Here is a 25,482-nt window from a genome sequence, read left to right on the forward strand (position 1 = left end):
CGTCCCCGGCAAATCTGCACCGGTCAAACCGCTTCCGCCGTCACTGGCCGACGACGATGACGATGATGACGACGGCGACGACATTGACGACTAGCCACGCGGGGACGGCGCCTCCCGAAACCGAACGGGACATACGCCCCAGGTCCAAGGCCTCGCGTCGGGGTTGGTCCGTGCGTTCGCGCGTGCTCGCCGGCATGCTGGGACTCATCACCATCGCGTTCATTGTCACCGGGAGCGTGGTCTACCTCTTACAGCTCTCCAGCATGGACGCCCGCATCGACGACTCGCTCAAACGCAGCGTCGAGGAATTCCGCGTGCTGGCTGCACGCCATTCGGACCCGACTGTTTTCCCCGAACAGGTGACGGCCGAGGTCCTCCTCTACACCGCCATGCAGCAGACCCTGCCCGCCAACCACGAAGGCATGCTGAGCATTGTCAACGGAAAGGTGCGGTGGACGGCACCCGAGGTCGTCGATCTCAGGCTGGAAAACGATCCGGAATTCGTTGCGTGGGCGGCAAGCGGCACTTCGCGCACTGACGTGGTCATGCAATCCGTGCCCACCGCAACGACAACGTACCGGGCGGTTTCGGTGCCCGTAGCACTGGGTGATCAGGCCGGCCCCGCGCACCTGGTTTTCGCCTACGACTACACGGCGGAAAAACGCGCGCTGAACCAGGGTTTCCTGATGTACCTGCTGGTGGGGCTCCTCGTGTTGTTGACCGCCGGGGTCGTGGGCTGGATGTTGGTGGGTCGCATCCTGCGACCAGTCGCCCTGCTCCGGGACACTGCGCGACAGATCTCCGAATCCGACCTTGCCCAACGCATCGAAGTCGTCGGGCGGGACGACCTCGCGGAACTGACGGCCACCGTCAATGCCATGTTGGACCGCCTGGAAAACGCCATGACATCGCAACGCCAATTGCTGGATGACGTGGGCCACGAGCTGCGGACACCGGTCACCATCATCCAGGGACACCTGGAACTCATGGACCCGTTGGATCCCGGCGACGTCAACCAGTCCCGCGACATAGCGCTGGCAGAACTGGACCGGATGTCGTTCCTGATCAACGACTTGGTGACCTTGGCCAAGTCAAACCGGATCGACTTTGTTCACCCGGCGCCCACGAATGTTGGAACCCTGCTGGATGACCTCCTGGACACGGCGCGCCCTCTTGGCGAGCGGGCCTGGAAAGTCGGGCATCGAAACGAGGCCGTTGCGCTCCTGGATCCACAGCGGATCACCCAGGCCATGCTGCAGTTGTGCTCGAACGCGGTCAAGTTCTCGGCACCGGGAACCACCATCACGCTGGGGACCAACATCAACGGCACGGCCGACGGAAAGCGAAAGCTTCGCTTGTGGGTGCGTGACGAGGGCATCGGAATCGCGCCGGAGGACCAAGAACGGATCTTCGAGCGATTCGGCAGGGGCCACAATTCAAAACGCACCGAAGGCTCCGGGCTGGGCCTGAACATCGTAGCGGCGATCGCCGCCGCACACCATGGAACGGTCGGCGTCAGCTCGGATCCGGGCCTGGGCTCCACCTTCGTCATGGAAATCCCCCTGCGCGCAGAAGGAGAAGATCATTAGCCGCATCCTGATCATCGAGGACGAGGAGCGCATCAGTTCCTTCGTTGCCAAGGGCCTGAAGTCGGCGGGATTCCAGCCGACGATCGCCGACACCGGCTTGAAGGGCGGATACCTTGCCCAAACCGGGGACTTTGAACTAGTCATCCTTGACCTGGGCCTCCCGGACGAGGACGGCTTCTCGGTGCTCAAACGCATCCGAAGCACACACGTCGACACCCCGGTCATCATCCTGACGGCACGTTCAAGCATCGACGACACCGTTGCCGGGCTCGAAGGCGGGGCCGACGACTACATGGCAAAGCCGTTCAGGTTCGAAGAACTGCTCGCCCGGGTTCGACTGCGCCTGCGACCGCAAGCCAACGGATCGGATACGCGTGTGCTGCGCGTCGGCTCCCTGGAGCTGGACCTGGGCAGCCGCCGGGCCAGGCTGGAGGGCCGTGAGATAGACCTTTCAGCGCGCGAATTTGCCCTGGCGGAGGCCTTCATGCGCAACGAGGGACAGGTGCTGAGCCGCGAGCAGTTACTCTCGCGTGTCTGGGGCTACGATTTCGACCCCGGTTCAAACGTCGTTGACGTCTACGTCCGGTACCTGCGCAACAAGCTCGGGGCCGAGTGGTTCACGACCGTTCGCGGCATGGGATATCGCTTGGACGACCCGTCGGGCGGCCGCGCCTAACCGTCGGCGAGTTCCGGCGGCCAAACGACCCGAAAACGTTCAAACACGATCTCGTCGCTTTCCCGCCACACGGCACCGCGTGCCGCACACCCACGCTGCCAGTACCGTCGGTGCTCGGTGCGCCAGCTCTCCAGTGACCTGTCGTCCTCGCCTTCGTCCCAGGCAAAGGCCGCATCCGCACTGCCAAAATCTCCCAAGCGCAGCTCGACGCTACGCAAGATGACCTGCGGTTTCCCTGCGCCGTCACAGGCGATCCAGTGCGACCCGACGCGGGGAATGGCTTCTCCTTGTGCCGCATATTCCGCGGCCAATGCCGAGGTTGCCCTCTTCTGGCCGTGGGTGACTTCCCTCAGGAGACTGTCGGCCAATGCCGCCGAGTCCCCGAAATGCTCGACCGTGTACTCGGGGCACAGGTTCACGGCTTCCGGATGGCTGTCCGAATACTTGGACCACATCAGCCGTGCCCCTTCATGGTCCACCGGCAATGCCGGGATTCCCTCATTTCCCATCCGACCATTCTCACATGGGGACTACGCACCCGAAATGCATCTTGACATGGCAGATCCCCGGCCTTGGGGGAAAGCCGGGGATCTTTTCGCGCCGCGATTACTTGGTCTAGTCCGACGTTGGGGCCGACGGAGCAGACTGTGGGCTAATCGCGGAAACCGGGGATACCGGCGACTTCGGCGACATCGGTGAAACCGCGGATTTCGCCGAGACGGCCGACTTGGCCGAAACCGCCGACTGGGCCGAGACCGAATCCGTGCCCGCGGTCGCCGCCGCAGCACCTGCTGCGACATGTTGCTGGCCCACTGCCTGCACTGCCGGTTGGTCGGTGACGGAAACGGATGGCTGGGCCATGGCTACGCCGGCGCCAAGCGATACGATTCCCAGGGCTCCGGTGACGGACCACAACACGCGTGACTTCTTCATGATTCTCTTCTCCTCGGATGGGATTGGCCTTCTGGCTTGCTTCCAGCATGACCCGCCATCGTGAGGCCAAAGGGAGAGGAGGATGAGAGTGCTCTCATGTTCGGGTTTTCCGGTGCGGCACCCGGCTCAGGCGATCCGGGCGAGCAGCCTCTCGACCAGTTCGAGCCGTTGCAGGGCGCCGTCGCGCCACTGGGGATCTTGTTCGTCTCGCGCTCCCGCCACCAACGACAGGACCACACAGGCCGCGCGGGCAAACAGCCCATCGGCGCCGATGCCCCTGGATTCCAGTTCCCTGGCAAATGCCGTTGCATAGGTTTCGAAATAGCCCGGCACCCGGCCGTATCGATCGTCCAGTGCAGGCAGGACGACAAGATGGCCAAGGAAACATGCCAAGTCATCGACAAGGTAACCGGGACCGGCCGAATCTATGTCCAGCAGCCCGGCAACGCTTCCAAGTTCTACGAAGATGTTCGCCTCGTAGAAGTCACCGTGCGTGGGGACCAGCTCGCCGCGATGGGAACCCTCCAAGACCCTGCCCAAACGCTGCACCAGCCCGCCAATCCTTTCGGCTTCTTCCGGCAGGGTTGTCAGCGCCGCATGACCGTACCAGCCCAACCGATCGGACCAGGCCGGTCGCGCCGGGACTTCCATCAGTCCGGCGGGAAGCCCGTCCAGCAACGCAAGGACCGTTTCCGGCTGCAGGGGGATGGCGTTGCCGTGCATGAGTTCCTCGGCCATGGAAACGCCCCTGACCTTTTCAAACGCCAAGACGTCGTTCAGGGGCGGACCCAGCGGCTCCGGCACGGGTATTCCTGCCCCGGCCAAGAGCTCATGCTTCCGGAATAGCGTGTCGCCGTCCTTGCGCAGAACCTTGAGGAAGACCTCCTGGCCGTCGTCAAAGGTGGCTTTGAGGACCGCACGGCGCAATGGCCTGTAGGTCAAGGTCCTGAGGTCAACGAGATTCCTCCCGTTCCCCCAATGCCGCCGCACGGATTCCGGCGTCGTCGCCAGGGCCAGTCCCGGGAGACGGGGATCTGCCGGATGAAGCCACACCTCGACCTGCCCCTTGGGACTGGACAACGTCACGACCCCCTCGGGAATCGGTTCAAGGTTCTCCGCGGTGGCCCCCAGATACAGGATTGCGTCCTCGGTTGCGGCTTCGAAGACACCCGAAACACCTGCACCGGGGCGGTGGTGCAGCTCGACGACGGTGATCCGTGCGTCCTCCAACCCGAGGGGACGCACCAAATCAACGAGCATTCCGGCCAGGTCTTCCGATCCGAAGAATTCCAGCTGCTCTCGTTCGCTCCACCGGTTTTTGATCTCAGTCATGTTTGGACGGGCTGCCTTCGTTTTCGAGGATGAGTCCGGGCTCCTTGCTCGATACTTTCTCACATCGGGAACTGCACCACCACAAATAATCTGCACATGACCTGATAAGCAGCGACAGATCCAAACGCCAACGGCGCCGGCCTGGGTGCCGAAGCAGCCGGGCCAACGCCGTGGGAATCGCAGTAAGAAGTGGGCGTCAGGCCCAGTTCGCGTAGGTGGTGTTTTCCTTTTCAACCAGGGTCAGCACATCGTAGGTTGCCACGATCTCGCCAGCCTGGTTGTTGATGACCGCATCCCAGACGACCTCTCCGTATTCGTCGGTGACGCGCGGGGTGATCTTCTTGGCGGTCAGGGTGACGCGGATAGAGTCACCGGCAGGCACCGGGGTGATGAAGCGCAGGTTCTCCAGACCGTAGTTGGCCAGGACCGGGCCCGGTGCGGGCTGGACGAAGAGTCCGGCGGCCCAGGACACCAGCAGGTAGCCGTGCGCGACGATGCCCGGGAAGAACGGGTTTGCCTCGGCGGCAGCCTGATCGGTGTGCGCGTAGAAGGTGTCACCGGTTTCCTTGGCGAACGCGGTGATCTCCTCCAGCGTCACCTCGCGCAGCGGCGAGGCGAAGGCATCGCCGATGTTCAGCTCGGCCAGCGACTTGCGGAACGGGTGGATTGCGCCCTCGACGGCACCGAATTCCGCGGAGCCGGCGCTCACGCGGTCGGCGCCGGTGTGCCAGATCCCGGTGACGGCCGTGAGCATGTTCGGCGAACCCTGGATGGCGGTGCGCTGCATGTGGTGCTTGACCGAGCGGATGCCGCCGAGTTCCTCGCCGCCGCCTGCACGGCCCGGGCCGCCGTGGACCAGGTGCGGAACCGGGGAACCGTGGCCGGTCGAGGAACGTGCGGTTTCGCGGTTGAGCATGTGCACGCGACCGTGGTGCGAGGCAATGCCGACGCTGAGCGTGCGGGCGGTCTCCGGGTCGTTGGTGCAGACCGTGGCGACCAGCGAGCCGGAGCCCATGGCGGCCAGGCGGATGGCGTCGTCAAGATCGGAGTAGCCGATCACGGAGCTGACCGGGCCAAAGGCCTCGAGGCTGTGCACGGCCTCGTTGTTCACGTCGTCCCAGGTCAACAGCAGCGGCGACATGAAGGCGCCCGCGTCGACCAGCTTCTGCTCGCCCTCGGCGGTGCGGACCACCGGAGCGTCAAGGGTGCCGTAGGCGATCTCGCCGCCGGCGGCGACCATTGCCTCGACGGCGGCGCGCACGTCGCGCAGCTGTTCCAGCGAGGCCAGGGCGCCCATGGTGACACCCTCGGCGCGCGGGTCGCCGATGACAACGCGCTGCTCAATGCGCTCGCCCACGGCCTTGACCACGTCATCGACGAGGGCTGCGGGCACGATGGTGCGGCGGATGGCCGTGCACTTCTGTCCGGCCTTGACCGTCATCTCTGTGACGACGGACTTGACGAAGGCGTCGAACTCCGGGGTGCCGACGACCGCGTCGGGGCCCAGGATCGCGGCGTTGAGCGAATCCGTTTCGGCGGTGAAGCGCACTCCCCCGTCGACGACGTTCCGGTGGGACTTCAGCGAGGAGGCCGTGGAGGCCGAGCCGGTGAAGGACAGCATGTCGCGGTAGTCCAGCACGTCCAGCAGGGTGCGCGCGGAACCGGAGATCAGCTGGATGGAGCCCTCGGGCAGGATGCCGGATTCGACCATCAGGCGGACCATGCCCTCGGCAACGTATCCGGTCGGGGTTGCCGGCTTGGCGATCGTCGGCACGCCGGCGATGAAGGCCGGGGCGAACTTCTCAAGCATGCCCCAGACGGGGAAGTTGAACGCGTTGATCTGGGCGGCGACGCCCGGGATGCGGGTGTAGATGTGCTCGCCGGCGAAGGATCCGTCGCGGGAAAGGACTTCCATGGGCCCGTCAAGGATGACGTTGGAGTTCGGCAGTTCGCGCCGGCCCTTGGAGGAGAAGGTGAACAGCACGCCGATGCCGCCGTCGATGTCCACCATGGAGTCGATCTTGGTGGCGCCGGTGCGGAAGGACATCTCGTAGAGCTCTTCGCGGCGGCCATTGAGGAACTGCGCGAGTTCCTTCAGCTTCAGGGCGCGTTCGTGCAGCGTCAGCTTGCCCAGCTCGCGCTGGCCGACGGTGCGTGCGTAGTCGACCATTGCGGCCAAGTCCAGGCCGCTGGAGTCGACGGTGGCCAGCTGTTCGCCCGTGTTTGCATCGAGCACGGGGGTGCCTGCGGCCGGATCGGACGGAGTCCACCAGGCGTTTTGGACGAAGCTGGGAACAAGTGGAGCCATGGGAGTTGTCGTCATCGACGAATCCTTCCTGAACGATCGGTCAGTATTAGCAACCACAGTACAGTATGGTGCAGGACACCACGAGCCTTGGGTGCCCAGATGACATGAAATTCAGGAGATCCCCACAATGAGCGAACAACGCCCGACAGCCCCGACCCCGGAAACCTCGAAGGACGGCGTCTGGCAGATCGCCCTGGGTGAGCTCGACGAGAAGATGGGCGTCAAGATCGTCGAGGAGTCGGTGGACAAGGTCGTAGCGACCATGCCCGTGGAGGGAAACCGGCAGTCGTTCGGCCTGCTGCACGGCGGCGCCTCGCTGGCCGTCGGCGAGGCCGTCGGTTCCTGGGCCGCGGTCAAGCACGCCTCCACCATGGGCAAGTCAGCGGTGGGTGTGGACGTTTCGGCAACCCACCACAAGGGCGCCCGAGAGGGAATCATCACCATCACCGCGACCCCGATCAGCCTGGGCCGCCGCATGGCCAGCCACCAGGTCGTCATCGAGAACGAGGCCGGCCAGCGCCTGTGCACCATGCGCATCACCAACCTGATCATCGACGTTAAGAAGTAGGGATCCCCCGCCTACTCGTCGCAGCTTGGATCCGCCGTGCCCACCAAGGCAAACGCGGGCCCCTGCGGTGAAACGGTTCCCCTGATCCCGTACGCCGAAAGCGTCACGGTGGGGGTCCGGTCGAAAATCGTTGCGCCGCCGACGCCCAAGCATCCCGGAATAGGTTCAACCACCGCGGAGATCCGCACGGAATCACGCCCGCCGAGCGACTCGTCCAGCATGAAGTTGGCGTCACCGCTTTCACTGGTGATGCGCTCGATGGAATTGTTGGTCAGCCGGGGCATGTGCGCCCCGGCACCGTTGGGTCCCATGCCGGTGATCCGAAGAGCCCTCAGCGACACCTCGGTGTCACCGGTGTTGTTGACGATGAAGGAAAAGGTGCATTCAAGGCCCTTGTTGAGCTTCACGGCCGGCACCGGATAAGTAATTTCGTCCCTGTCGCCAAATTCCTGCTCAAAAACGGCTACATCCGCGGGATCCTCACAGCTGATCGCATCGGGCCCGATGAGGACCTCCACCTTGGATCTGGCCGCCGCGGCGCTAGAGACCCAAACGGCTCCGGCCACCACGGCGCAGAGCGCCAGGATGAGAACGGTTTTTTGCCGACGTGTTTTGCCCATCCGCAGATCCTACGTCAAACCGGATCCCACAAGCGTCTTTACACGTCCTGCGGCTCTTCTTTGCGCGCCATCAGATAGGCCTGCGGGGTCGATTCCATGGGTCCTGGCTGCCTCAGCGCACTGGAATGCATGGCAAAGCCGGCAGTCTCGAGCTGCGTGGTGATGTACTCGGCATCCAGCCGATGGGCCGTGAACGAAACTTCGTGGCCGTACGCCCGCGAGACTCTCACGCTCTCGTTCCCGGACTGGAATGCCAGCAACATATATCCCCCGGGCTTCAGTACCCGGTGCATTTCGGCAAATATCTTCGGCAGCATGTCCGCCGGCGCATGGATGATCGAGTACCAGGCCACCACGCCTGAGCACGAGGCATCGCCCAGATCGAGTTCGTCGAGCGAACCGACGTCGAAGCGGAGCTCCGGGTTCTCATGGCGGGCGATCTCGATCATTCCCGGCGACAGGTCCACCCCATGGATGTCCAACCCGCGCTCGCACAAGAATCTTGCGATCCTGCCGGTGCCGCAGCCGAGGTCGGCGACCGGGGCTGCACGGGGGCCAACGAGCTCGGCAAACGCCGTGAGAATTGCCCGGTCCCAAGGGTTCTCCTCAAGCTCGTTTCGAAGCAGTCGCGCGTAGCTTTGAGCCACAAGGTCATACGCCGCTTGCGTCTCGACCTTCCAATCCGTCGTGTCCATGGGATCGATCCTAGGGCAGGCGGGGAACGTAGCTCAGAAGCTCCCCGACCTCGCAGTCCAGCGCCTTGCAGATTGCCTGAAGCGTTGAGAACCGCATGGCCTTTGCATGGTTGTTCTTCAGGACGGAAAGGTTCACCACGCTGATGTTCACCTTCTCGCTCAGTTCCACCAGAGTCATGGATCGCTCGTCGAGCAAGGCACCCAGGTGGCATTGGATCTCCGTGGGCTCCTCAGAATCCTCGAGACCCACTAGATCAGGCCGGCCGTGTCTTTTTGCATCTGAAGCCCGCGCTTGAAGATCTGCGCGGTGGAGAACAAACCAAGCCCTGCCCAGAGTGGCCAGAAGTTCAGGTTGATCTCGAGATAGACGGCCTTGGGAATGCCGACAATCTCGTGCAGGTCCTCCCGCTCAGTCACGTCAGCTTTCCATGTGGAGCCGTCGAATCCCAGGACTTGCGCCGAAGCCTGCATGCCGGCGACGGATTCGGTAATCTGCCATCCCAGGCCGCACACCATTATCACCGCAGCGGTGACGGTGAACCACTTGACCAGCACCGGGCGGAACGTCGTCTTGCCGATGTATCCGTTGCACATGCTAATGACGGCCGCACCCACGAAGATCGCCGCGATCCCCTGCAGCAAGGTAGTGGTCCCCAGCAGCCACCGAGTACCGGTCGCCAGACCCTGGACTTCCACGAGGGCCTGGGTGAAACCTCCCGACACCACTTGGGCGGTGGCTCCCTGTACGCTGGCGCCCGGCGGAAGCGTTGGCCAGAATTCCTCAACGGGCATCTTGACCTGCAGGCTCTGCGCCATGAGCGTCTCCGCGAACCCATAGATCGTCGATGCACCCGCGATGACTACGTAGGCCACGGCGATGCCCCGAGTCAGACGGACTTCCGCGTCCTTCGCTTTCTTGTCAAAGAGGGGCGCTGCCAGCAATGCCGCCAGGATGGCCATAAGCAGCAGGGCGATCGGCACAATAATTCCCGCCATGGCGAGGCCTCCGTTTTCCACGTTGCAGAGCCGCTCGAGTTGAGGGCACTGACCTCAACATAATGTTTATCGTTATGTTTCGCAACGTTGCCACGGCGCGGCTTTTCCGGTTCGAGTGATTGACAATAGCCAATCATTCGTGTTTCTGTTGAACCCAACACCGACCGCAACTACGAAGGAGGGAACCCAATGAGTGTCCCAATGAACACCCAAGCGACAGATATCCCTTCCCTCGGAAGTTACTACCCCCATGAAAAATTACCCGGAAACCAACTTTCTGGAATCCTTTGAATCGACAATTTCTCGCTCACGTTCGGCACGAACCGACCGAAGCGAAGACTGGAACGTCCTTGACGACCAGCTGACAGGTAACCAGAGGTGGTCCACGTGGCCATCCACCGAGAAGCTCATGCGCGGACCCAAGCCCTACCCGGAGTTTGTCATCGAGGACGCCGCGGCGATCGACACCGAACTCGGCGTCCTCAAGACCGGCAAAGAGGCCGACGTGTTCCTCATTGAACGCGCCACCGATTCCCAAAGCGCGCTGCTGGCGGCCAAGCGCTACAGGTCTCCCGACCAACGGATGTTCAATCGCTCGTCCACCTACACGGAGGGGCGCAGCGTTCGGCGCTCGCGCGATGCACGTGCACTGAAAAACGGCAGCAGCTACGGCAAACTCGTCGAGGCGTCCCGTTGGGCGAACTCGGAATGGCAGTACCTTCGGCTGTGCTTTGAGGCCGGGGCACCCGTGCCCTATCCGATCCAGATCATGGACACTGAAATCCTGATGGAATTCATCGAGGACCCCGAATCACCCGGCGCAGCCGCCCCACGACTGCAGCAGGTCCAGCCCGGTCCCGAACGCCTGCAAGGCTATTGGGACCAGCTCGTGCACGCCATGACGGTCTTTGCCTCGCTGGGATTCGCCCACGGCGACCTGTCGCCCTACAACGTGCTCGCGGCCGGGGACCGGCTGGTGATCATCGACCTTCCGCAGTTCGTGGACTTGTCCGGCAACGAGCAAGGAATCGATCTGCTGCAGCGCGATTGCCGGAACATGTGCAACTGGTTTGTTGCGCGGGGGTTGGCGGTCGACGGCGAGGAACTGCTTGCCGAGCTCATCGCTGCCGCCTGGTAGGAAACGAATGCGGCCCGGCCCTGATCAAACACCGCTACTCCGGGCCGGGCCGCATCAACCCCTGATTGGAGGGCCTCCGGGGCTGGTCTTGGCGTGCGGACAGGTCTAGAGTATGCCCATCCAAATGCGCCGGGCCGCACTTCCAACACTCGCATACTCGCCCCCTCCGATTCGCGCGCGGCCCCGTGGCCACTCGTTGGCCGTTACCCTTGCAGTTCCTTGAGCAATTTTCGGGAAGGACGTACGCATGCGTACCGCATACAAAATCGTTGCTCACCTCATTTCCCTGGCTGTTGTCGTTCAGGCGGCGGTCGTGGCTTGGTCCATGTTCGAGGCGATCGCATTGCTCCAGCGGGGAATCATGCCTGCCGGTCCCCCGTTCGCGGCGATCCTGCACGGGAACATCGGGATGTACGTGGTCCCGGTGCTGGCAATTGCGCTGGTTGCCATCGCATTGTTCGCCCATGCCGGACTGAAATGGGCGTTGCTGACGTTGCTGGCCGTGGCGCTCCAGATTGCCCTGGCGTTTGCGGCGTTCGGCGCGCCCTGGCTCGGAATGTTGCACGGCATCAACGCCTTTGCCGTTCTCGCACTTGCCGAGGTTGCGGCATATTCCATGGCGCACGCCGAGGTCAGTATCCGTGTTCGACGCCATGTGGCGTATCCGGCAGCATAGCCTGCCGCTGCATTTCCCATTCACGATCCGTGGCCAGCGCGTCGAGGAAATCCTCGTCGTGGCTGGCCACAATCATGGCACCTCCAAAGGCTTCGAGCGCCGAGAGCAGCTGCTCCACGGTGGGCATGTCCAGGTTGTTGGTCGGTTCATCCAGCAAGAGAAGCTGCGGAGCGGGACTTGCCAAAAGAATCTGGGCCAACGCCACCCGGAACCTTTCACCGCCGGAAAGCCTGGACACGGGTTCATCCACCCTGTTTCCGCGAAAATGAAACGCCGCCAATTGGTCTCGCAGGGCTTCCGGCGCCACCCTGGGGGCCGCGTTGCGGAGATTCTCCAGCATGCTCAGGTCCTCGTTGAGTCCAACCCAGCTGTCGGCTTCTCCGGCATCTAAACGCTGCCGCAGGAACCCCACCGGCACATCGGCCCGGGCCGCCAGCTGGCCGAGCATCGTGGATTTCCCCACCCCGTTTCCGCCCGTCAATGCGATGCGTTCGGGACCGCGCAGATGGACCACCCCGTCGCCGGCAAATTGCTCGCCATCCTCAAGGAGCGTCCCGCGGCCGATCTCTGCGACCGGCATTTCCACGACGGTGCGCCCGGCGGGAACCCGGGTTTCGGGCAGGTCGATGCCGATGCGGAACTCCACGGGAAGGGCGTCCCTGGCGGCGTTGAACTCCGCGGCGGCCGAGGCTTCGCTGTCCTTCATGATCCCCCGGCTCCTGGCAGCGGTCTGTTCGGCCTTGTTCTTCAGGGAGTTTGCCAGGATCTTCGGCATCGACCCGGCCGCTTTCTGCCCTTGCTTGGAGCGCCTGGCGATTTTCGTCTCGGCCTCACGCCGTTGGCGCTTTTCGATGGCCAGTTTGCGACGGGCATCGCTGAGTCTACGCTGGGCGCCCTCGAGATCGTGCCCCAGGCTTTCCTCGCGTGATTGCCAGTCCCCGAAACGAACCAAGTCCACTTTCTCGGCCCTGAGGGCGCGCACGTTTACAGGACGGAGCTCTGCCAACGAACCGACGAGGCGCAGCAGGGTCTGGTCGTGCGTCGTCACCAGCACCGTCCCGGGCGAGCGTTCCAACACGCCGTAGAGCCTGTGGCGCGCGGTCCTGTCCAGGTTGTTGGTTGGCTCGTCGAGCAGCATGATTCCGCTGCCGCGCAGTTCGATTCCGGCGAGCGCCACCGCCATGGTTTCGCCACCCGACAACGTGGCAACGGCACGCTTCAGGAACCCCGGATCGACATTGGTGTTCAGGTAACCCTGTAAGAGTGCGGCACTGAGTTCTGGCAGGTCCCAGGCATCGCCGATGACCTCCATGTCGCGTTCGAGGTCTGTCGACGTTGCGGCAAGCACCCGCTCCAGTGCGGCCAGCGTTTCCTCGATGCCCATGAGTTCGGCGACGGTCCGGCCGGTATGGAGCACGACGTTTTGGGCCAGGTAGCTCGGCGGCGACGAGGCAAGGATGCTTCCGGCCGTCGGGTTCAGTTCACCGGCGATCAAGCGCAGAAGTGTTGACTTACCCGAGCCGTTGGGGCCGATGAGCCCGGTGGTCCCCCGGGAAAAGGTCGTGGACAGGCCTTCGAAGACTTTGCCGCCGGAGGGCCAGGAAAAGGTGAGGCGGTCCAGGACAATGGGATGGGCGTTTTGCATGGGGTGTTCTCGATTCGACGAAGGAAGCGCCGAAACAACTGCATGCCGCCAACAACCTGCTGGTTGGTACGGGGCATGCGTTCCTTGGCGCGATTAGGCGAAGGCAAGAACTGGCAACACGTCGTGATCCTCACGTCGACAATGGGACTCTCCCATCCTGACGCTTCGCGCCAGCGGCTGTCAAACGCCCATGGGCGGCCGTGCGGGGGCTTCACCCCGATGAAACGGCGATCAGGGCAGCCTCCTCGTCCGGGCTGAGTCCTGAATTCAGCGAAGCCACGGCGCCGGCGGGCGTGGCCCTGACGATGTCGACGAAGGTTTCCTCCAGTCCTCTGCGCTGCAACCCCATGGCCAACGAGCGTGCGTCGGACCGCCGGGCGAAACCAGCATGTTCCGGCCCGGGCGGAGGCACCAGCGGAAGCGATCTGGGACCCGCCCAGACGTTGACATCATCCGCCTCAAGACGGGTGAGGTCGTAGGGAACGGAAGAAACGCCAGGCTCCATGCCGCTCGGCGACGGCCGGTCTCCCTCACCCGCGGCCTGGGCCATCCGCAGTGCATCGTGAAGCGACGTTTGTTCGCCCACCGCGTTGACCTGGCCGTGCAGTCCGGCAAGACCCGCGGCGAGGATGAACGCAGCGAGGTCCCGGACATCGATGATCTGCACACTGAGCTCGTTCCTCGGGTCGTTCGGCACCAGCACCGGGCGTCGCTCCTCGGAAAACCGCAGTGGCCAATAGGTGCTTCGCCCGCTTGGGTCCCCGGGACCCCCGATCAGGCCCGAGCGAACCACCAGCGCCCGGCCACCGCGGGCTTCCATGGTGATGTACTCGCCATAGGACTTGGCGCGGCCGTAGTCATAGTCGGCTTCAGGGGTTTCTGGAGGCAGCGGTTCCAGCACATCATTGTCTTCGTCCGCACCCGGCGTGGATTGGTCGGCATACGCCGAGCAGGAAGACACGTTGACCCAGTGCTCGGCTCTCTCCGACAGCGCTTCGAGGGCGCCACGCGCTTGGGCAGGATCACGGGTCAGCTCGACCACCAGGTCCCAATGATGCGCGCTGGCAGCCTCATACGGGCCCGGAAGGCTGCGATCGGCGACGATGGGCTGGACACCTGCCGCGAATTCGTGGCTGCCCCGGGCCAGCGCATGGACTTCGTGGCCGCGAGCCAGCGCCTGTTCGCAGAGTGTCCGGCCAAGCCAAGCGGTGCCACCGAGTATGAGGATTTTCTTCATCTCTTGAGCCCACACGCTGCGACACCTTCGTTCAAGGCCTTTTCGCTTTCGGCCAAGCCGGCGACCAGAGGCGCTATTCGATCGGTAAACACTCGTTGACATGCAGCGTTTCGCCTGTAGGCTCGGGCCATGAAGCGGACTATCGTAACACTTGCTGGTTCCCTCGGGCTTGTTCTTGCCGTGAGCGGCTGCGTCGAGTTGGAGCCGCCGGCGTCCACGACCAGCGCAGCTACCCAGACTCACGCGGTTTCGGCATCTCCAACGGCGGATCTCCCGGACTTGGAACCGTACTCGACGGCAGGCTTGGGAGAAAGAATCGACGCGATGTCCAAGGGGTCTGCCGCCCGCTTGCTCAGTGCCGGCAAACGCCCCCTCGACAACGCCGTGCCGGGGTCGGAAAAGATCCTGATCGCTGACACTGTTTCCGGCGAGCACTACGCGGCATTCCCCGAAACCATTGAGGGCGACACCCTGAGCATCAGCGTCTTGTGCCCGAAGCCCACCAACGTCACATTCGAGGTCTACGACAAGGTCGGGCGACAGGTGGGCAGCGGCCACGGCGACTGCTCGGCGGAGGGTTTTTTCGGGGTAACTTTTGGCGCCAAGGAATGGCCCAAGCCCTCGTACATACGCGTTGCCGCGACCGTCCCGGTGCCAGTGGAGCTTTCTGTCGTGGCCTTCGAGACCACGGATCTTCCTCCGAGCTGACGGGTGGGCGACCGCCTGGCAACGGGTGCCTGACTACGCTTGCTGGTCGTGAGGTGCCACGGAACCCGGGGCTAGGTGCACCGCTGCTCGCTGGTGCTTGGCCAGCCGGTGTTCGAGCCCCGAACGAACCTGGGACCATTCCGACGCGATGATCGAATACACGCAGGTGTCCCGCAGCGACCCGTTGGCCATGCGCGTGTGCGAGCGCAGCACCCCGTCGAGCTTTGCACCCAGCCGCTCGATGGCTGCCCTGGATTGGGCGTTCATCCAGTGCGTCCTGAACTCCACTGCTGGGCAACCGAGCACCTCAAAGGCGTGGGTGAGCAGCAGCAGCTTTGCATCCACGTTGCTCCCGGTTCCGCTGGCGGAGGCCCGGTTCCAGGTGGAGCCGATCTCGACCCGCGGCAGGGATGCGTCGATGGCCATGTAGGTGGTCATGCCCAGGACCAGGCCATCGGAATTCCGCCGGCTCACGAACGGCAGCATGGTGCCCGCCGTCTGCTCCGCCAGCCGGCGTCCGATTTCCGCTCGCATCTTCTCCGGTGTGGGCACCACCGTGTACCAAAGGTTCCACACCTCGCCGTCGCGAACCGCCTCGACAAGTTCGTCGTGGTGTTCATGGGTCAGCGGCTCGAGGGTGACAAGGCTCCCCCGCAGGGTGACAGGCTCAATCAACGTCATGTTTTCAGCCTAAGGCCTTGTGAGGCCATGTTTTTTCGATGACACCCTGAGACGTGCCGGGAACCCAGTTTCCTTCGCTAGGTCAGCTTCCCGGAGATGGTATCGATCTCCGCTTGGCTCAGCCCATGCGCCAGCAGGAACGCCTCGACATCCATGGAACCCACGAATTCGTCCAGCGCCGCGACACGTTCGGCCAGGTGCTCGACGAGCTCCTGCTCGCCGATGTGCGACTCGTAGGGGTGCTTGACCGGGCTGACCTTGTGCCATTCGTTGATCCCGCGCAACGCCGCCTCATACTGGGATTCCAGCAGGTCCTGGCGTCCCGCCAGCTGCAGCAGCATCGAAACCACCAGCCCCGTGCGATCCCTGCCCGCCGAGCAATGCAAGACGATGTTGCCCTCCGCGGCCGCTATCCGGCGGAAGACTTCGGCAATCCTGTCAGGGAAGCACTCCACGTTCGCCGGGTACAGCCGCGGGTGGTTCATGTACGGGATTGCGACCTGTTCAAATTCCGGGTGGCCCGGTTCCTCGGTCGGCGCGTTGATGATGGAAATCCCGGCCCGCACCGCCTCATCGATCGCGGGATCGGTGGGGCGGCGGGTCCGTTCGGTGGGGTTGCGCAGGTCGATGACCGTGCGCACGCCGTCGGCGTAGGCCTGTTCCCACCCCGCAGTGGTCAGCCATTCGCTGCGGCCCATCCGATAGATCCGCCCCAGCACGTGGCGTGCGTTGACGGCACCCTCCCAATGCGGCTGCCCGCTGGAGTCCAACAAGCCGAACCGCCGTCCTAGGCCTGGTCTGCTTGGTAGGTCTCCACGCGGATGTGGTGCTCGATTCCCGTCACCGAACGCACGTCCTCGGTCTGGGGCTTTTCGGCGGGAGCGGCATCCGCAGCTGCGGCGGGACGCGTGTGTGAGGCGCGGAAGGCCTCCGAGTTTTTCCATGCCTCGAAGTCGGATTCGGCCTCGAACTCCATCGTCACCTTGTACGGGGTGTTTTCATCCACCGGGCGGTCGAGGGTGGCGCGGGTCAGCCCTTCAACCTTCGGCAGATTGTTGCGCATGTTGCCGATGAAGCGTTCCTCGAATGCCTCGGCGCGTTCTGCCGGAACGTCGATCCGGTTGGTGACGATGTACATGTTCATGCCCTTCTTCGGGTGGCGATCGGCGCCCGATGGCTCCGCGTTCTCCCTCCCACCGTACCCATGCCCCTCCCGGGATCTGCAAGTGCATTGCCGTGGCGACGTACAAGATGAAGAAACCATAGGCGGGACCGCAGTCTTGCGAATTGTGACGCGCTTGTTCGGGCCCACGGTCGACCTTGCGGGTACGCGCCATCCGGACGGATGCATACACCCTTCCGACATGGATCTATTTGGTTGTTTGTTTAACTTAATTTGCATTACGGGCCATGGTCGTGCGCTTAATGTCTCCGCACTAGTTAGGTAAGCATAACCTTTGCTTGTCGGCTTGTGGTTTTTCCCAACATTGAAGGAGCCCCATGACGCCCCAACGTCCCCTGGCGCAAACCCTGCCCTCCCCCGCTTACGCCGCCGATGACGCCGCGGCAAGGCATCTGCTCGGCGCCGAATCAGCAGAGCGCATGGCCGAAGAATTCGGTGCTGCCGCACGCATGGCCGCGCGCTCGATCTCCGGGGCCACCGGTCCCACCACGGGCCCCGGCCCCGCAGCGTTGCGGGCCCGGCTCGACGCCGTGGACCTGCGCACCCCGCTGGGCAGCACCGACGCAGCCCTCGAGGAAGCGACGGAACTGTACCTCCGCGATGCCGTCTACTTCCACCATCCGCGCTACGCCGCGCACCTGAACTGCCCCGTGGCGGTGCCCGCCGTTGTCGCCGAGGCGCTCGTCACCACCGTCAACACCTCGATGGACACCTGGGACCAGAGCGCCGGTGCCACGCTCATCGAACAACGGCTCATCGACTGGGCCGCCGATCTGGCGGACCTCGGCCCGGAGGCCGACGGCGTCTTCACCAGCGGCGGGACGGCCTCCAACATGCAGGCCATGCTGCTGGCCCGCAACTCCGCTGTCGCCGGAACGCCTGGCAGCCTGCCCGAGCGCCTGGCCGGATTGCGCATCTACTCCTCGGCCGACAGCCACTTCAGCATCTCCACCTCCGCCTCGTTGCTCGGCATGGGGGCCGACGCAGTGGTGGCAATCCCCGTCGACTCCATGCACCGGATGGACGCGGCCGCACTGGAGCGCGCCCTTGAGGCCGACAGGGCCGCCGGGCTGCGCGCCCTGGCGATCGTCGCCACCGCGGGCACCACCGACTTCGGCGCCATCGACCCACTGCCGGCTCTTGGGGCGCTGGCAGCCGAATACGGCGCCTGGTTCCACGTCGATGCCGCCTACGGCGGCGGGCTGCTCGCCTCACCGCGGCACCGCGGGATGCTCGCCGGAATCGAGCGCGCCAACTCGGTGACCGTCGACTTCCACAAGTCCTTCTTCCAGCCCATCGGCTCCAGCGCCATCCTGGTCCGCGACAAGGCAACCCTGGGCCTGGTCTCGCACCACGCCGAATACCTGAACCCGGCGGCCGAGGCCGGCCGCGTGCCCAACCAGGTCGACAAGTCGCTGGCCACCACGCGCCGCTTCGACGCGCTGAAGCTCTGGGTGACGCTGCGCTCCATCGGCGGGCAGGCCATCGGGGAAATGTTCGATTCCGTGATGGAGCTGGCCGCCCGGGCCGGTGACATGGTCGAGGGGCATCCCGAACTCGAGCTCGCCGCGCCGGTGCAGCTAAGCACCGTGGTCTTCCGCTACGTCGCTGCCGGACCGGACGGGGAGGGGGATTCGCTGGCCAACGCGATCCGCAAGGCCCTGTACGACTCCGGCGAGGCCATGGTCGCCGCCACCACCGTCGACGAGGTGCGCCACCTGAAACTGACCCTCCTGAACCCGCAAACCACGCCGCAGGACGTGGCCGAAATCCTGGACGCCGTCGTCGCCCACGGCCGCCGCCTCTCCGGCGAGCGCGCAGCAAGCGAGGTGTCAGCATGAGCATCAAGAACCTGAACCACGAACCGGTCTGGGACGCCGTGGGCATCGGCGCCGGACCCTTCAACCTGGGCTTCGCGGCGCTGGCCAGCTCCGTGAAGGACCTCAAGGTCCTGGTGCTGGAGAGCGCCGACGAGCTGGCCTGGCACCCGGGCATGATGCTGGACGGCGCCCACCTGCAGGTCCCCTTCATGGCCGACCTGGTCACCATGGCCGATCCGACCAACCCGCTGTCGTTCCTGAACCACCTGAAGGAAACCGGGCGCATCTACCCGTTCTACATCAGGGAGAACTTCTACCCGCTGCGCGAGGAATACAACAACTACCTGCGCTGGGCCGCTGCCAAGCTGCCCTCGGTCCGGTTCGGGCACCACGTCGCCGCAGCACGGCACGCGGACGGAATCTACGAGCTCGACGTTCACACCGCCGAGGGTGCACACACGGTCCGCACCCGGAAGCTGGTGCTGGGCACCGGCACCGTGCCCTACGTGCCCGCATCCGTCCCGCAGCACCTGTTGGCCGCCGGCCAGGTGGTGCACAGCAGCGGCTACCGCGAGGCCAGCGAGCGGATCTCCGCGTCCGGCCGCATCGCGGTGGTCGGCAGCGGACAAAGCGCCGCGGAGATCTTCGCCGACCTGCTGGGCAGGCTTCCGGCCGACGGGCAGCTGGAATGGGTCACCCGCTCCGCGCGTTTCTTCCCGCTGGAGTACACCAAGCTGACCCTCGAGATGACCAGCCCCGAGTACATCGACCACTTCCACGGGCTGCCGCAGGGCACCCGCGACCGGCTCTCGGCCAGCCAGAAGGGGCTCTACAAGGGGATCAACGCCGACCTGATCGACGAAATCCACGAGCTGCTCTACCGGCGGTCGGTGGCCGGGCAGGCACCCGTCACGCTGCGCGCCGCCACGGCGCTGGAATCCGTCGAGACCTGCAACGACTCCCTGAGCCTGGGGCTGCGAAACCAGGACGACGGCGGCGGGTTCACCACGCACGCCGACACCCTGGTGCTGGCCACCGGATACGGCTACCGGGAACCGGACTTCCTGGCCGGCATCGAACACCGCCTCAACCGGCTGCCCGACGGCCGGCTGGACGTGGACCGGGATTACGCGATCGCCCTGGAGGGCGACGTGCTGGTGCAGAACGCGGAATTGCACACCCACGGGTTCACCGCCCCCGACCTCGGCATGGGCGCCTACCGCAACTCGGTGATCATCAACCGGCTGCTCGGCCGGGCCCACTACCGGGTGGAAACCCGCATCGGCTTCCAGCACTTCGGCAGCCCCGCGGCCGGAACCCGTCCCGCCCACTCCCCCGACCTCGACCTCCACCCCGAAGGAGCCCACGCATGATCACCACCTTCGAGCCGGCCATCGCACCCGCCGCCACCGACATTTCCTTCCGCCGCTTCGACCCGGCCGCGGACTCCGGACTGCTGCACGGCTGGGTGAACACCGAGCGCGCCCGCTACTGGGGCATGAACGGCACCTCACTGGAGCAGGTCCGCGACGCGTACGCAGCACTCGACGCGGACCCGCACCACCATGTGCTTCTGGGCCTGCTGCCCGCAACGGCTCCCGGCCGGGCGCCGGAGGCCGTGATGCTGCTTGAGCACTACGCACCCGAGCACTCGGTGCTCGCCGGCGCCTACGCGCACCGGCACGGGGACGCCGGCCTGCACCTGCTGCTTGCCGGCCCCGGGACCGGCCCGGCGCAGCCCGGGTTCAGCGCCGCGGCCATGGAGGCGGCGCTCGCCCACCTCTTCGCCGACCCGGCGGTGCTGCGCATCGTCGTGGAACCGGACGCCGGCAACACCGCCATCCACTCGCTGAACTCGCGGCTCGGCTTCCGCCCGGCCGGGCGCATCGAGCTGCCGGCCGGCCCTGACACCCCGGCCAAGACCGCGCTGCTGTCCTTCTGCACCCGCGCCGACTTCGCCGCCGCCACGCGCGGGCCCTCCACCGCCACCGCGCACCTGTCCCCCGCCCGCTGGGCCACCGCCAACCGCCACGTGCTGGCCAAGGCCATCGCCGAGTTCACCCACGAGCGACTGCTGGCCCCGGTGCCGGCGGCCGGGCAATGGTTGTTGTCCATCGGGGATCTCGAGTACCGATTCGCCGCCACCGTGCACCGGCTGGAGCACTGGGTGGTGGACCCCGCCTCGTTGGCCGCGACCCGCGCAGGGGAACCGGTCGCGCCCGATGCCGCGGGCTTCGTGCTGGCGTTCCGGGAGGAACTCGGCCTGTCCGAGGCCCAGCTGCCCGTGTACCTGGAGGAAATCGGCAGCACCCTGGCCGGGCACTGCTACAAGCAGCTACACTCCACCGCCAGCTCCGCGGAACTTGCGGCGGGGACCGGGGACGCGGTCGCGGACTTCCAGCGCACCGAGGCGGCGATGACCGAGGGGCACCCGTGCTTCGTGGCCAACAACGGGCGGCTGGGCCTGGGTGCCGAGGACTATCTGGACTACGCACCCGAGACCGGGTCCGCGATCGAACTCCAGTGGATCGCCGCCCACGGCTCCCGGGCCCGCTTCACGGCCCTGTACGGGATCGACGCCGCGGGACTGCTGCGCGAGGAACTCGGCGGGGAACAACTGGGACTGCTGAACGCCCGGCTCGCGGAGGCCTGCGCCGCCAGCGGGCTTGATCCTGAGGATTTCGTGTTCATCCCGGTGCACCCGTGGCAGTGGGACAACAAGCTGGCCGTCAGCTTCGCGCCCGACGTGGCCACGGGCCACCTGGTGCACCTTGGGTCGGGGGCCGACCTGTACCAGCCGCAGCAGTCGATCCGCACCTTCTTCAACCGCAGCCACCCGGAGCGCCACTACGTCAAGACCGCGCTCTCGGTGCTGAACATGGGCTTCATGCGCGGACTCTCGGCCTCCTACATGGAGGGCACCCCCGCCATCAACGCGTGGCTCACCTCCGTCTTCGATGCCGACCCCGAGCTGCAGGCCCGCGGGACCCGGCTGCTGCGCGAGGTCGCGGCCGTCGGCTACACGAGCCCGCTGTTCAGCGCCGCGGGCCGGAACGCGCCGCAACGCAAGATGCTGGCCGCGCTCTGGCGCGAGTCCCCCGCCTCGCGCATCGAGGACGGCCAGGCGCTGGCCACCATGGCCTCGCTGCTGCACATCGACGCCGCGGGCGCCTCGCTGGCCGCCGCGCACATCCGGCTCTCGGGGTTGGCTCCGGCCGAGTGGCTGGCGCGCTACTTCGACGCCTACCTGGTGCCGCTGGTGCACTGCCTGTGCCGCTACGACCTGGTGTTCATGCCGCACGGGGAAAACGTCATCCTGGTCCTCGAGGACTCGGTGCCGGTGCGGGTGCTGCACAAGGACCTGGCCGAGGAGGTCGCGGTGTTCGGCGACAGGCAGCAGCTGCCCGCCGCGGTCGAGCGGATCCGCATCACGGCGCCCGATTCCGAGCGCCGGCTGGCGATCTTCACCGACGTCGTCGACTGCTTCCTGCGCTTCCTGGCCCCCGCGCTGGCCCGCGAGGGCGTGTGCGACGAGGAGGAATTCTGGGCGATCGCCGCGCAGCGTCTGCTCGCCTACCGGGAACGCAACCCGGAGCAGGCCGAGGCCTTCGACGCCCTGGAGCTCTTCGCCCCGGACTTCGAGCTTTCCTGCCTGAACCGGCTGCAGCTGCGCAACAACCAGCAGATGCTGGACCTGGCCGACCAGTCCGGCGGGCTGATCTACGCCGGCATGCTGGCCAACCCGATGGCCGGGCACCGGGCGTAGGGACCCACCCACCTCCCCCGGTGAGCCATGAGCGCCTTCGCCCAGGCCCGATTTCGCGGGCCTGGGCGAAGGCGCCGCTCACCGACAACCGGCTGCGGGAATCCGCCCTGCAAGACACCGATTTTTTGACCAAAGCACGTCCACCTCGACCTCGAAAGCACCACCTGTGACCACGACGCCTGCCCCCGATACGGGCCTCTACCGCGATGCCTGGGGCATCCCGCACCTGCGAGCCGATTCCGCCGACCAGCTGGCGAGCCTGCAGGGGCTGAACGCCGCCACGGACCGCTCCTGGCAGATCGAGCTGGAACGCTGGCGCTCCGAGGGGCGCACCGCCGAAATGCTGGGCTCCGACGGCCTGCCGTGGGACCGTTTCTCCCGCCAGTGCCGGCTCGACGACACCGCCCGCCGCTGCTTCGATTCCCTCGATGCCGACACGCAGCGCTGGTGCGCCAGCTACGTGGCCGGCATCAACCAGGCGCTCGACGCCGGCCTGCGCGGCGGGCCGGCGTCGAGGAGTCCGGCACCGCCCCGGCACGCTGGAACCCGTGGACCCCGCTGGGCGTGTTCCTCGTCCAGCACATCCTCTTCTCCACGTTCCCGAACAAGCTCTTCCGCGCCCATGTCGCCCGGACCCTCGGCCCGGACGCCGTCGCCCTGTTCAGCATCGAGGCCCCCGTGTTCTCCGGCAGCAATGTCTGGGCCGCCCATGGTTCGGCCACCGCGGGCGGTGCGCCGCTGATCGCCGGCGACCCGCACCGCCTGCTGGAACTGCCCGGCGTCTACCAGCAGGTACGCCTCGCCTGCCCGGAGTTCGACGCCGTCGGCTTCGCCTTCCCCGGCGTCCCGGGACTGCCGCACTTCGGCCACACCGGCCACACCGCCTGGGCCATCACCAACGCCATGGCCGACTACCAGGACCTCTTCGAGGAAGAGCTGTGCCGGGGCGCGGACGGCGGCATCCGGGCGCTCGGCCCGCTTGGCTGGGAACCCGCCGTCGCGGGCGTCGAGACGATCATGGTCCGGGGCGGGGCGTCCGAGGACGTGGAGGTCATCGAGACCGTCCGCGGTCCGGTCATCGCCGGTGGGCCCGACGGCGGCGCGTTGAGCCTGCGGATCCCGGCCCGGGTCGAGGGACGGCTGGGTTTCGACGCACTCCTGCCGCTGCTGCGCAGCCGCCGCGTCGCCGACGTGGAGACGGCCCTGCAGCGGTGGGTGGAGCCGGTGAACAGCGTGCTCGCAGCGGACACCGAGGGAATCGTGCGGCATTTCCTCGCCGGGCTGGTGCCTCGGCGGAACCACGACAACCGTCGCGTGCCGGTGCCGGCGGCCTCGGCCGAACACTCCTGGGACGGCGGCTACGTGGACCTGACGAGCACCCGGGTGAAGCGTTTCGCGGTGAGCGCCAACGACCGAGAGGCAGGCGGCGGAGACCCCGTCGGGATGGAATTCGCCCCCGCCCACCGCGCCCGGCGGATCCGCGAACTGCTGGAAGCCCCGGACGCCGCACCCCTCACCGTGGACGCCATGCAGGCCATCCACTCGGACACCCTGCTCGGCTCGCTGCCCGCATTCCGTGCCCTGCTGGAAACGCTCGATGCCGGGCCGCTGCCGCCCGCCGCGGCCCGGCTCCGCTCCCGCATCCTCGCATGGGACGGCCACATGGCCGCGGACAGCGCCGACGCCGGGGCGTTCGCCGCGTGGCGCGCGGCCCTGGTCAGCAGGATTGCGCGGCATCCGGCCCTGGAACCCCTGGCCGGGAAGCACGGGTATTCGCCGCTGTTCGGTCCTTGGCTTTCCGTGGCCTCCCGGGTGGGCTTCGCCCTCGAGACCCTGCTGCTTCGCGGCCCGGAGCTGGGGATCGACCCGGCGGCGGAGGCGGCGGCCGCCCTGGCCGAGGCCGCCGCCGTGCCGGAGGAAAGCTGGGGCGGGCGCCACACTCTCCTGGCCGTGCACGAACTCCCCAGCCGGCTCGCGGCCCGCGTCCCGACCACGACCCTCTCCGGCGACACCGGCTGCGTACTCTCCACCGAGTCCCTGCCCGGCGTCGAGGACCGCAGCTTCCGCGGCCCGGTGGCCCGCTACGTCTGGGACCTCGCGGACCGCGCCGATTCCCGCTGGGTCGTCCCGTTCGGCGCGGCCGGCAACCCCGCAAGCCCCCATTTTTCCGACCAACTGCCGCTCTGGGCAGCCGGCGGCCTCGTTCCGGTCATCACGGACTGGAACCTGCTGGCCAAGGACCCCCTGCTTATCAACAACCCCTTGCTTGCCACGGAACCCCCGACCGAAAGGACCCCATGAACACCGCCCCCGCAACGGACCGGGACTTCGGCCTCCGCGCCACCGTCCACACCGAGGACCTCGAATCCCGGGGGACGGTGCGGATCGTGCCGCTGTCCCCCGAGGAAGACCTCGATCTCGTCCACGGCTGGGTCACGCAGGATCGCGCCAGGTTCTGGGGCATGACGGAGTACTCCCGCGGCGACGTGCTGGAGGTCTACCGGTTCCTGGAGTCGCTGCAGACGCACCACGCGTTCCTGGTGCTGCTCGATGGTGAACCGGTGGCCCTGTTCCAGACCTACGAACCCCTGCATGATCCCGTCGGCGAGGCCTACCCGGCCCGCGCCGAGGACATCGGCATGCACCTGCTGCTGGCACCGCCCACCCGGCCCGTCCCGCATTTCACGCCGCGGCTGGTCGCCGCGCTGATCAACTTCATGTTCTCCGACCCCGCCATCGACCGGATCGTGGTGGAACCCGACGCCCGGAACGAGAAGGCCCTGCACCGGCTGGGGGCCACCTGCTTCGAGCTCGGGCCCAGGATCCAGCTGGCGGAGAAGGAAGCGCAGCTGGCCTTCCTGACCCGGGAACGCTTCAAACGCACGGAGGCACTGCGCACGCGCTAGACGCC

The 25,482-nt window shown here is 66.0% G+C and carries 25 protein-coding genes and 1 pseudogene; 12 read left to right on the forward strand and 14 right to left on the reverse strand.

Going from position 1 to position 25,482, the window contains the following annotated elements:
* Window positions 1–40: 40 nt before the first annotated feature.
* On the reverse strand, window positions 41–196 hold the full coding sequence (locus ACFY5D_RS06880; protein ID WP_387526816.1) for a hypothetical protein: 156 nt from the start codon (window positions 194–196) through the stop codon (window positions 41–43).
* Here ACFY5D_RS06880 and ACFY5D_RS06885 point away from each other — a divergent pair.
* Window positions 195–1,589 (forward strand): ATP-binding protein, encoded by a 1,395-nt coding sequence (locus tag ACFY5D_RS06885; protein ID WP_387526819.1) that lies wholly within the window; start codon window positions 195–197, stop codon window positions 1,587–1,589. The two genes, ACFY5D_RS06880 and ACFY5D_RS06885, sit on opposite strands and share 2 nt — an antisense overlap.
* Complete coding sequence (locus ACFY5D_RS06890) at window positions 1,585–2,265, forward strand: response regulator transcription factor (RefSeq protein ID WP_387527607.1); 681 nt, start codon at window positions 1,585–1,587, stop codon at window positions 2,263–2,265. The genes ACFY5D_RS06885 and ACFY5D_RS06890 overlap by 5 nt, the downstream gene beginning before the upstream one ends.
* On the opposite strand, the gene ACFY5D_RS06895 is transcribed toward ACFY5D_RS06890, so the two are convergent.
* From ACFY5D_RS06895 to paaZ, 4 genes are all read right to left on the reverse strand, one after another.
* The gene (locus tag ACFY5D_RS06895) at window positions 2,262–2,774 is read right to left on the reverse strand and encodes an ASCH domain-containing protein (protein ID WP_387526822.1); all 513 of its coding nucleotides are present in this window, start codon (window positions 2,772–2,774) and stop codon (window positions 2,262–2,264) included. The two genes, ACFY5D_RS06890 and ACFY5D_RS06895, sit on opposite strands and share 4 nt — an antisense overlap.
* A gap of 106 nt (window positions 2,775–2,880) precedes the next feature.
* Entirely contained in the window at window positions 2,881–3,198 is a 318-nt protein-coding gene (locus tag ACFY5D_RS06900) for a hypothetical protein (protein ID WP_387526825.1), read from the reverse strand.
* A gap of 126 nt (window positions 3,199–3,324) precedes the next feature.
* Entirely contained in the window at window positions 3,325–4,530 is a 1,206-nt protein-coding gene (locus ACFY5D_RS06905; RefSeq protein ID WP_387526828.1) for a phosphotransferase, read from the reverse strand.
* Between the two features lie 196 nt (window positions 4,531–4,726).
* Entirely contained in the window at window positions 4,727–6,853 is a 2,127-nt protein-coding gene (gene paaZ / locus ACFY5D_RS06910) for a phenylacetic acid degradation bifunctional protein PaaZ (protein ID WP_387526831.1), read from the reverse strand.
* Between the two features lie 112 nt (window positions 6,854–6,965).
* On the opposite strand from paaZ, the gene ACFY5D_RS06915 reads away from it, so the two are divergent.
* Entirely contained in the window at window positions 6,966–7,406 is a 441-nt protein-coding gene (locus tag ACFY5D_RS06915) for a PaaI family thioesterase (RefSeq protein WP_387526834.1), read from the forward strand.
* 11 nt (window positions 7,407–7,417) lie between these two features.
* Here the strand turns inward: ACFY5D_RS06915 and ACFY5D_RS06920 are convergent, their stop codons facing one another.
* Genes ACFY5D_RS06920 through ACFY5D_RS06935 form a run of 4 tightly spaced genes read right to left on the reverse strand, consistent with a single transcriptional unit; the run spans window position 7,418 to window position 9,717 of the window.
* Window positions 7,418–8,026 carry a hypothetical protein gene (locus tag ACFY5D_RS06920; RefSeq protein WP_387526837.1) on the reverse strand — a complete coding sequence of 203 codons (609 nt, stop codon included), beginning with the start codon at window positions 8,024–8,026 and terminating at the stop codon, window positions 7,418–7,420.
* Window positions 8,027–8,064: 38 nt separating this feature from the next.
* On the reverse strand, window positions 8,065–8,721 hold the full coding sequence (locus tag ACFY5D_RS06925) for a class I SAM-dependent DNA methyltransferase (RefSeq protein WP_387526840.1): 657 nt from the start codon (window positions 8,719–8,721) through the stop codon (window positions 8,065–8,067).
* Between the two features lie 10 nt (window positions 8,722–8,731).
* Complete coding sequence (locus tag ACFY5D_RS06930) at window positions 8,732–8,971, reverse strand: helix-turn-helix domain-containing protein (protein ID WP_387526843.1); 240 nt, start codon at window positions 8,969–8,971, stop codon at window positions 8,732–8,734.
* Complete coding sequence (locus ACFY5D_RS06935; RefSeq protein ID WP_387526846.1) at window positions 8,971–9,717, reverse strand: hypothetical protein; 747 nt, start codon at window positions 9,715–9,717, stop codon at window positions 8,971–8,973. Before ACFY5D_RS06935 ends, ACFY5D_RS06930 begins: the two co-directional genes overlap by 1 nt.
* A gap of 250 nt (window positions 9,718–9,967) precedes the next feature.
* On the opposite strand from ACFY5D_RS06935, the gene ACFY5D_RS06940 reads away from it, so the two are divergent.
* Both ACFY5D_RS06940 and ACFY5D_RS06945 read left to right on the forward strand, forming a co-directional pair.
* Window positions 9,968–10,855 carry a serine protein kinase RIO gene (locus ACFY5D_RS06940; RefSeq protein ID WP_387526848.1) on the forward strand — a complete coding sequence of 296 codons (888 nt, stop codon included), beginning with the start codon at window positions 9,968–9,970 and terminating at the stop codon, window positions 10,853–10,855.
* A gap of 247 nt (window positions 10,856–11,102) precedes the next feature.
* Complete coding sequence (locus tag ACFY5D_RS06945; RefSeq protein ID WP_387526851.1) at window positions 11,103–11,531, forward strand: hypothetical protein; 429 nt, start codon at window positions 11,103–11,105, stop codon at window positions 11,529–11,531.
* Here the strand turns inward: ACFY5D_RS06945 and ACFY5D_RS06950 are convergent.
* Together ACFY5D_RS06950 and ACFY5D_RS06955 are read right to left on the reverse strand one after the other, a co-directional pair.
* Window positions 11,488–13,176, reverse strand: a complete 1,689-nt coding sequence (locus tag ACFY5D_RS06950) for an ATP-binding cassette domain-containing protein (RefSeq protein WP_387526854.1) — start codon at window positions 13,174–13,176, stop codon at window positions 11,488–11,490. The two genes, ACFY5D_RS06945 and ACFY5D_RS06950, sit on opposite strands and share 44 nt — an antisense overlap.
* A 211-nt stretch (window positions 13,177–13,387) precedes the next feature.
* Entirely contained in the window at window positions 13,388–14,413 is a 1,026-nt protein-coding gene (locus tag ACFY5D_RS06955) for an NAD-dependent epimerase/dehydratase family protein (protein WP_387526857.1), read from the reverse strand.
* A gap of 324 nt (window positions 14,414–14,737) precedes the next feature.
* Here ACFY5D_RS06955 and ACFY5D_RS06960 point away from each other — a divergent pair, with 324 nt between their 5' ends.
* Window positions 14,738–15,121: a hypothetical protein gene (locus ACFY5D_RS06960; protein ID WP_387526860.1), complete on the forward strand. Its 384-nt coding sequence runs from the start codon at window positions 14,738–14,740 to the stop codon at window positions 15,119–15,121.
* A gap of 33 nt (window positions 15,122–15,154) precedes the next feature.
* Here ACFY5D_RS06960 and ACFY5D_RS06965 read toward each other — a convergent pair whose 3' ends face one another.
* The 3 genes from ACFY5D_RS06965 to ACFY5D_RS06975 form a co-directional block, all read right to left on the reverse strand.
* On the reverse strand, window positions 15,155–15,802 hold the full coding sequence (locus ACFY5D_RS06965) for a GNAT family N-acetyltransferase (RefSeq protein ID WP_387526862.1): 648 nt from the start codon (window positions 15,800–15,802) through the stop codon (window positions 15,155–15,157).
* A 77-nt stretch (window positions 15,803–15,879) separates the two neighbouring features.
* The gene (locus tag ACFY5D_RS06970) at window positions 15,880–16,575 is read right to left on the reverse strand and encodes a tyrosine-protein phosphatase (protein ID WP_387526865.1); all 696 of its coding nucleotides are present in this window, start codon (window positions 16,573–16,575) and stop codon (window positions 15,880–15,882) included.
* 14 nt (window positions 16,576–16,589) lie between these two features.
* Window positions 16,590–16,946, reverse strand: a complete 357-nt coding sequence (locus ACFY5D_RS06975; protein WP_387526868.1) for an antibiotic biosynthesis monooxygenase family protein — start codon at window positions 16,944–16,946, stop codon at window positions 16,590–16,592.
* Between the two features lie 356 nt (window positions 16,947–17,302).
* On the opposite strand from ACFY5D_RS06975, the gene ACFY5D_RS06980 reads away from it, so the two are divergent.
* The 6 genes and pseudogenes from ACFY5D_RS06980 to ACFY5D_RS07005 all read left to right on the forward strand — a co-directional run bounded on the left by ACFY5D_RS06980 (window position 17,303) and on the right by ACFY5D_RS07005 (window position 25,477).
* Window positions 17,303–18,826 (forward strand): pyridoxal phosphate-dependent decarboxylase family protein, encoded by a 1,524-nt coding sequence (locus tag ACFY5D_RS06980; RefSeq protein ID WP_387526871.1) that lies wholly within the window; start codon window positions 17,303–17,305, stop codon window positions 18,824–18,826.
* Window positions 18,823–20,178, forward strand: a complete 1,356-nt coding sequence (locus ACFY5D_RS06985) for a lysine N(6)-hydroxylase/L-ornithine N(5)-oxygenase family protein (protein ID WP_387526874.1) — start codon at window positions 18,823–18,825, stop codon at window positions 20,176–20,178. Before ACFY5D_RS06980 ends, ACFY5D_RS06985 begins: the two co-directional genes overlap by 4 nt.
* Window positions 20,175–22,571, forward strand: coding sequence for a GNAT family N-acetyltransferase (locus ACFY5D_RS06990; RefSeq protein ID WP_387526877.1), 2,397 nt, complete (start codon window positions 20,175–20,177; stop codon window positions 22,569–22,571). The genes ACFY5D_RS06985 and ACFY5D_RS06990 overlap by 4 nt, the downstream gene beginning before the upstream one ends.
* Window positions 22,572–22,737: 166 nt before the next feature.
* Window positions 22,738–23,013: pseudogene (locus ACFY5D_RS06995) on the forward strand (penicillin acylase family protein); the annotation flags it as partial.
* Window positions 23,014–23,018: 5 nt separating this feature from the next.
* On the forward strand, window positions 23,019–24,872 hold the full coding sequence (locus ACFY5D_RS07000) for a penicillin acylase family protein (RefSeq protein WP_387526880.1): 1,854 nt from the start codon (window positions 23,019–23,021) through the stop codon (window positions 24,870–24,872).
* Window positions 24,869–25,477 carry a GNAT family N-acetyltransferase gene (locus ACFY5D_RS07005; protein WP_387526883.1) on the forward strand — a complete coding sequence of 203 codons (609 nt, stop codon included), beginning with the start codon at window positions 24,869–24,871 and terminating at the stop codon, window positions 25,475–25,477. The genes ACFY5D_RS07000 and ACFY5D_RS07005 overlap by 4 nt, the downstream gene beginning before the upstream one ends.
* The last annotated feature ends 5 nt before the right edge of the window (window positions 25,478–25,482 follow it).

The sequence above is a fragment of the Paeniglutamicibacter sp. NPDC012692 genome, assembly GCF_042901625.1.
GTDB lineage: Bacteria > Actinomycetota > Actinomycetes > Actinomycetales > Micrococcaceae > Paeniglutamicibacter.

Excerpts from the sequence above, each read along its gene's own strand:
- ACFY5D_RS06990 (WP_387526877.1), top strand. The coding sequence starts at position 20,175 with ATGATCACCACCTTCGAGCCGGCCATCGCACCCGCCGCCACCGACATT.
- ACFY5D_RS06980 (WP_387526871.1), top strand. The coding sequence starts at position 17,303 with ATGACGCCCCAACGTCCCCTGGCGCAAACCCTGCCCTCCCCCGCTTAC.
- ACFY5D_RS06925 (WP_387526840.1), bottom strand. The coding sequence starts at position 8,721 with ATGGACACGACGGATTGGAAGGTCGAGACGCAAGCGGCGTATGACCTT.
- ACFY5D_RS06920 (WP_387526837.1), bottom strand. The coding sequence starts at position 8,026 with ATGGGCAAAACACGTCGGCAAAAAACCGTTCTCATCCTGGCGCTCTGC.
- ACFY5D_RS06985 (WP_387526874.1), top strand. The coding sequence starts at position 18,823 with ATGAGCATCAAGAACCTGAACCACGAACCGGTCTGGGACGCCGTGGGC.
- ACFY5D_RS06960 (WP_387526860.1), top strand. The coding sequence starts at position 14,738 with ATGTCCAAGGGGTCTGCCGCCCGCTTGCTCAGTGCCGGCAAACGCCCC.
- ACFY5D_RS06885 (WP_387526819.1), top strand. The coding sequence starts at position 195 with ATGCTGGGACTCATCACCATCGCGTTCATTGTCACCGGGAGCGTGGTC.
- ACFY5D_RS06905 (WP_387526828.1), bottom strand. The coding sequence starts at position 4,530 with ATGACTGAGATCAAAAACCGGTGGAGCGAACGAGAGCAGCTGGAATTC.
- ACFY5D_RS06895 (WP_387526822.1), bottom strand. The coding sequence starts at position 2,774 with ATGGGAAATGAGGGAATCCCGGCATTGCCGGTGGACCATGAAGGGGCA.
- ACFY5D_RS06935 (WP_387526846.1), bottom strand. The coding sequence starts at position 9,717 with ATGGCGGGAATTATTGTGCCGATCGCCCTGCTGCTTATGGCCATCCTG.
- ACFY5D_RS06965 (WP_387526862.1), bottom strand. The coding sequence starts at position 15,802 with ATGACGTTGATTGAGCCTGTCACCCTGCGGGGGAGCCTTGTCACCCTC.
- ACFY5D_RS06955 (WP_387526857.1), bottom strand. The coding sequence starts at position 14,413 with ATGAAGAAAATCCTCATACTCGGTGGCACCGCTTGGCTTGGCCGGACA.
- paaZ (WP_387526831.1), bottom strand. The coding sequence starts at position 6,853 with ATGACGACAACTCCCATGGCTCCACTTGTTCCCAGCTTCGTCCAAAAC.
- ACFY5D_RS06880 (WP_387526816.1), bottom strand. The coding sequence starts at position 196 with ATGCCGGCGAGCACGCGCGAACGCACGGACCAACCCCGACGCGAGGCC.
- ACFY5D_RS06950 (WP_387526854.1), bottom strand. The coding sequence starts at position 13,176 with ATGCAAAACGCCCATCCCATTGTCCTGGACCGCCTCACCTTTTCCTGG.
- ACFY5D_RS06975 (WP_387526868.1), bottom strand. The coding sequence starts at position 16,946 with ATGAACATGTACATCGTCACCAACCGGATCGACGTTCCGGCAGAACGC.
- ACFY5D_RS06915 (WP_387526834.1), top strand. The coding sequence starts at position 6,966 with ATGAGCGAACAACGCCCGACAGCCCCGACCCCGGAAACCTCGAAGGAC.
- ACFY5D_RS06900 (WP_387526825.1), bottom strand. The coding sequence starts at position 3,198 with ATGAAGAAGTCACGCGTGTTGTGGTCCGTCACCGGAGCCCTGGGAATC.
- ACFY5D_RS06945 (WP_387526851.1), top strand. The coding sequence starts at position 11,103 with ATGCGTACCGCATACAAAATCGTTGCTCACCTCATTTCCCTGGCTGTT.
- ACFY5D_RS07005 (WP_387526883.1), top strand. The coding sequence starts at position 24,869 with ATGAACACCGCCCCCGCAACGGACCGGGACTTCGGCCTCCGCGCCACC.
- ACFY5D_RS06940 (WP_387526848.1), top strand. The coding sequence starts at position 9,968 with ATGAAAAATTACCCGGAAACCAACTTTCTGGAATCCTTTGAATCGACA.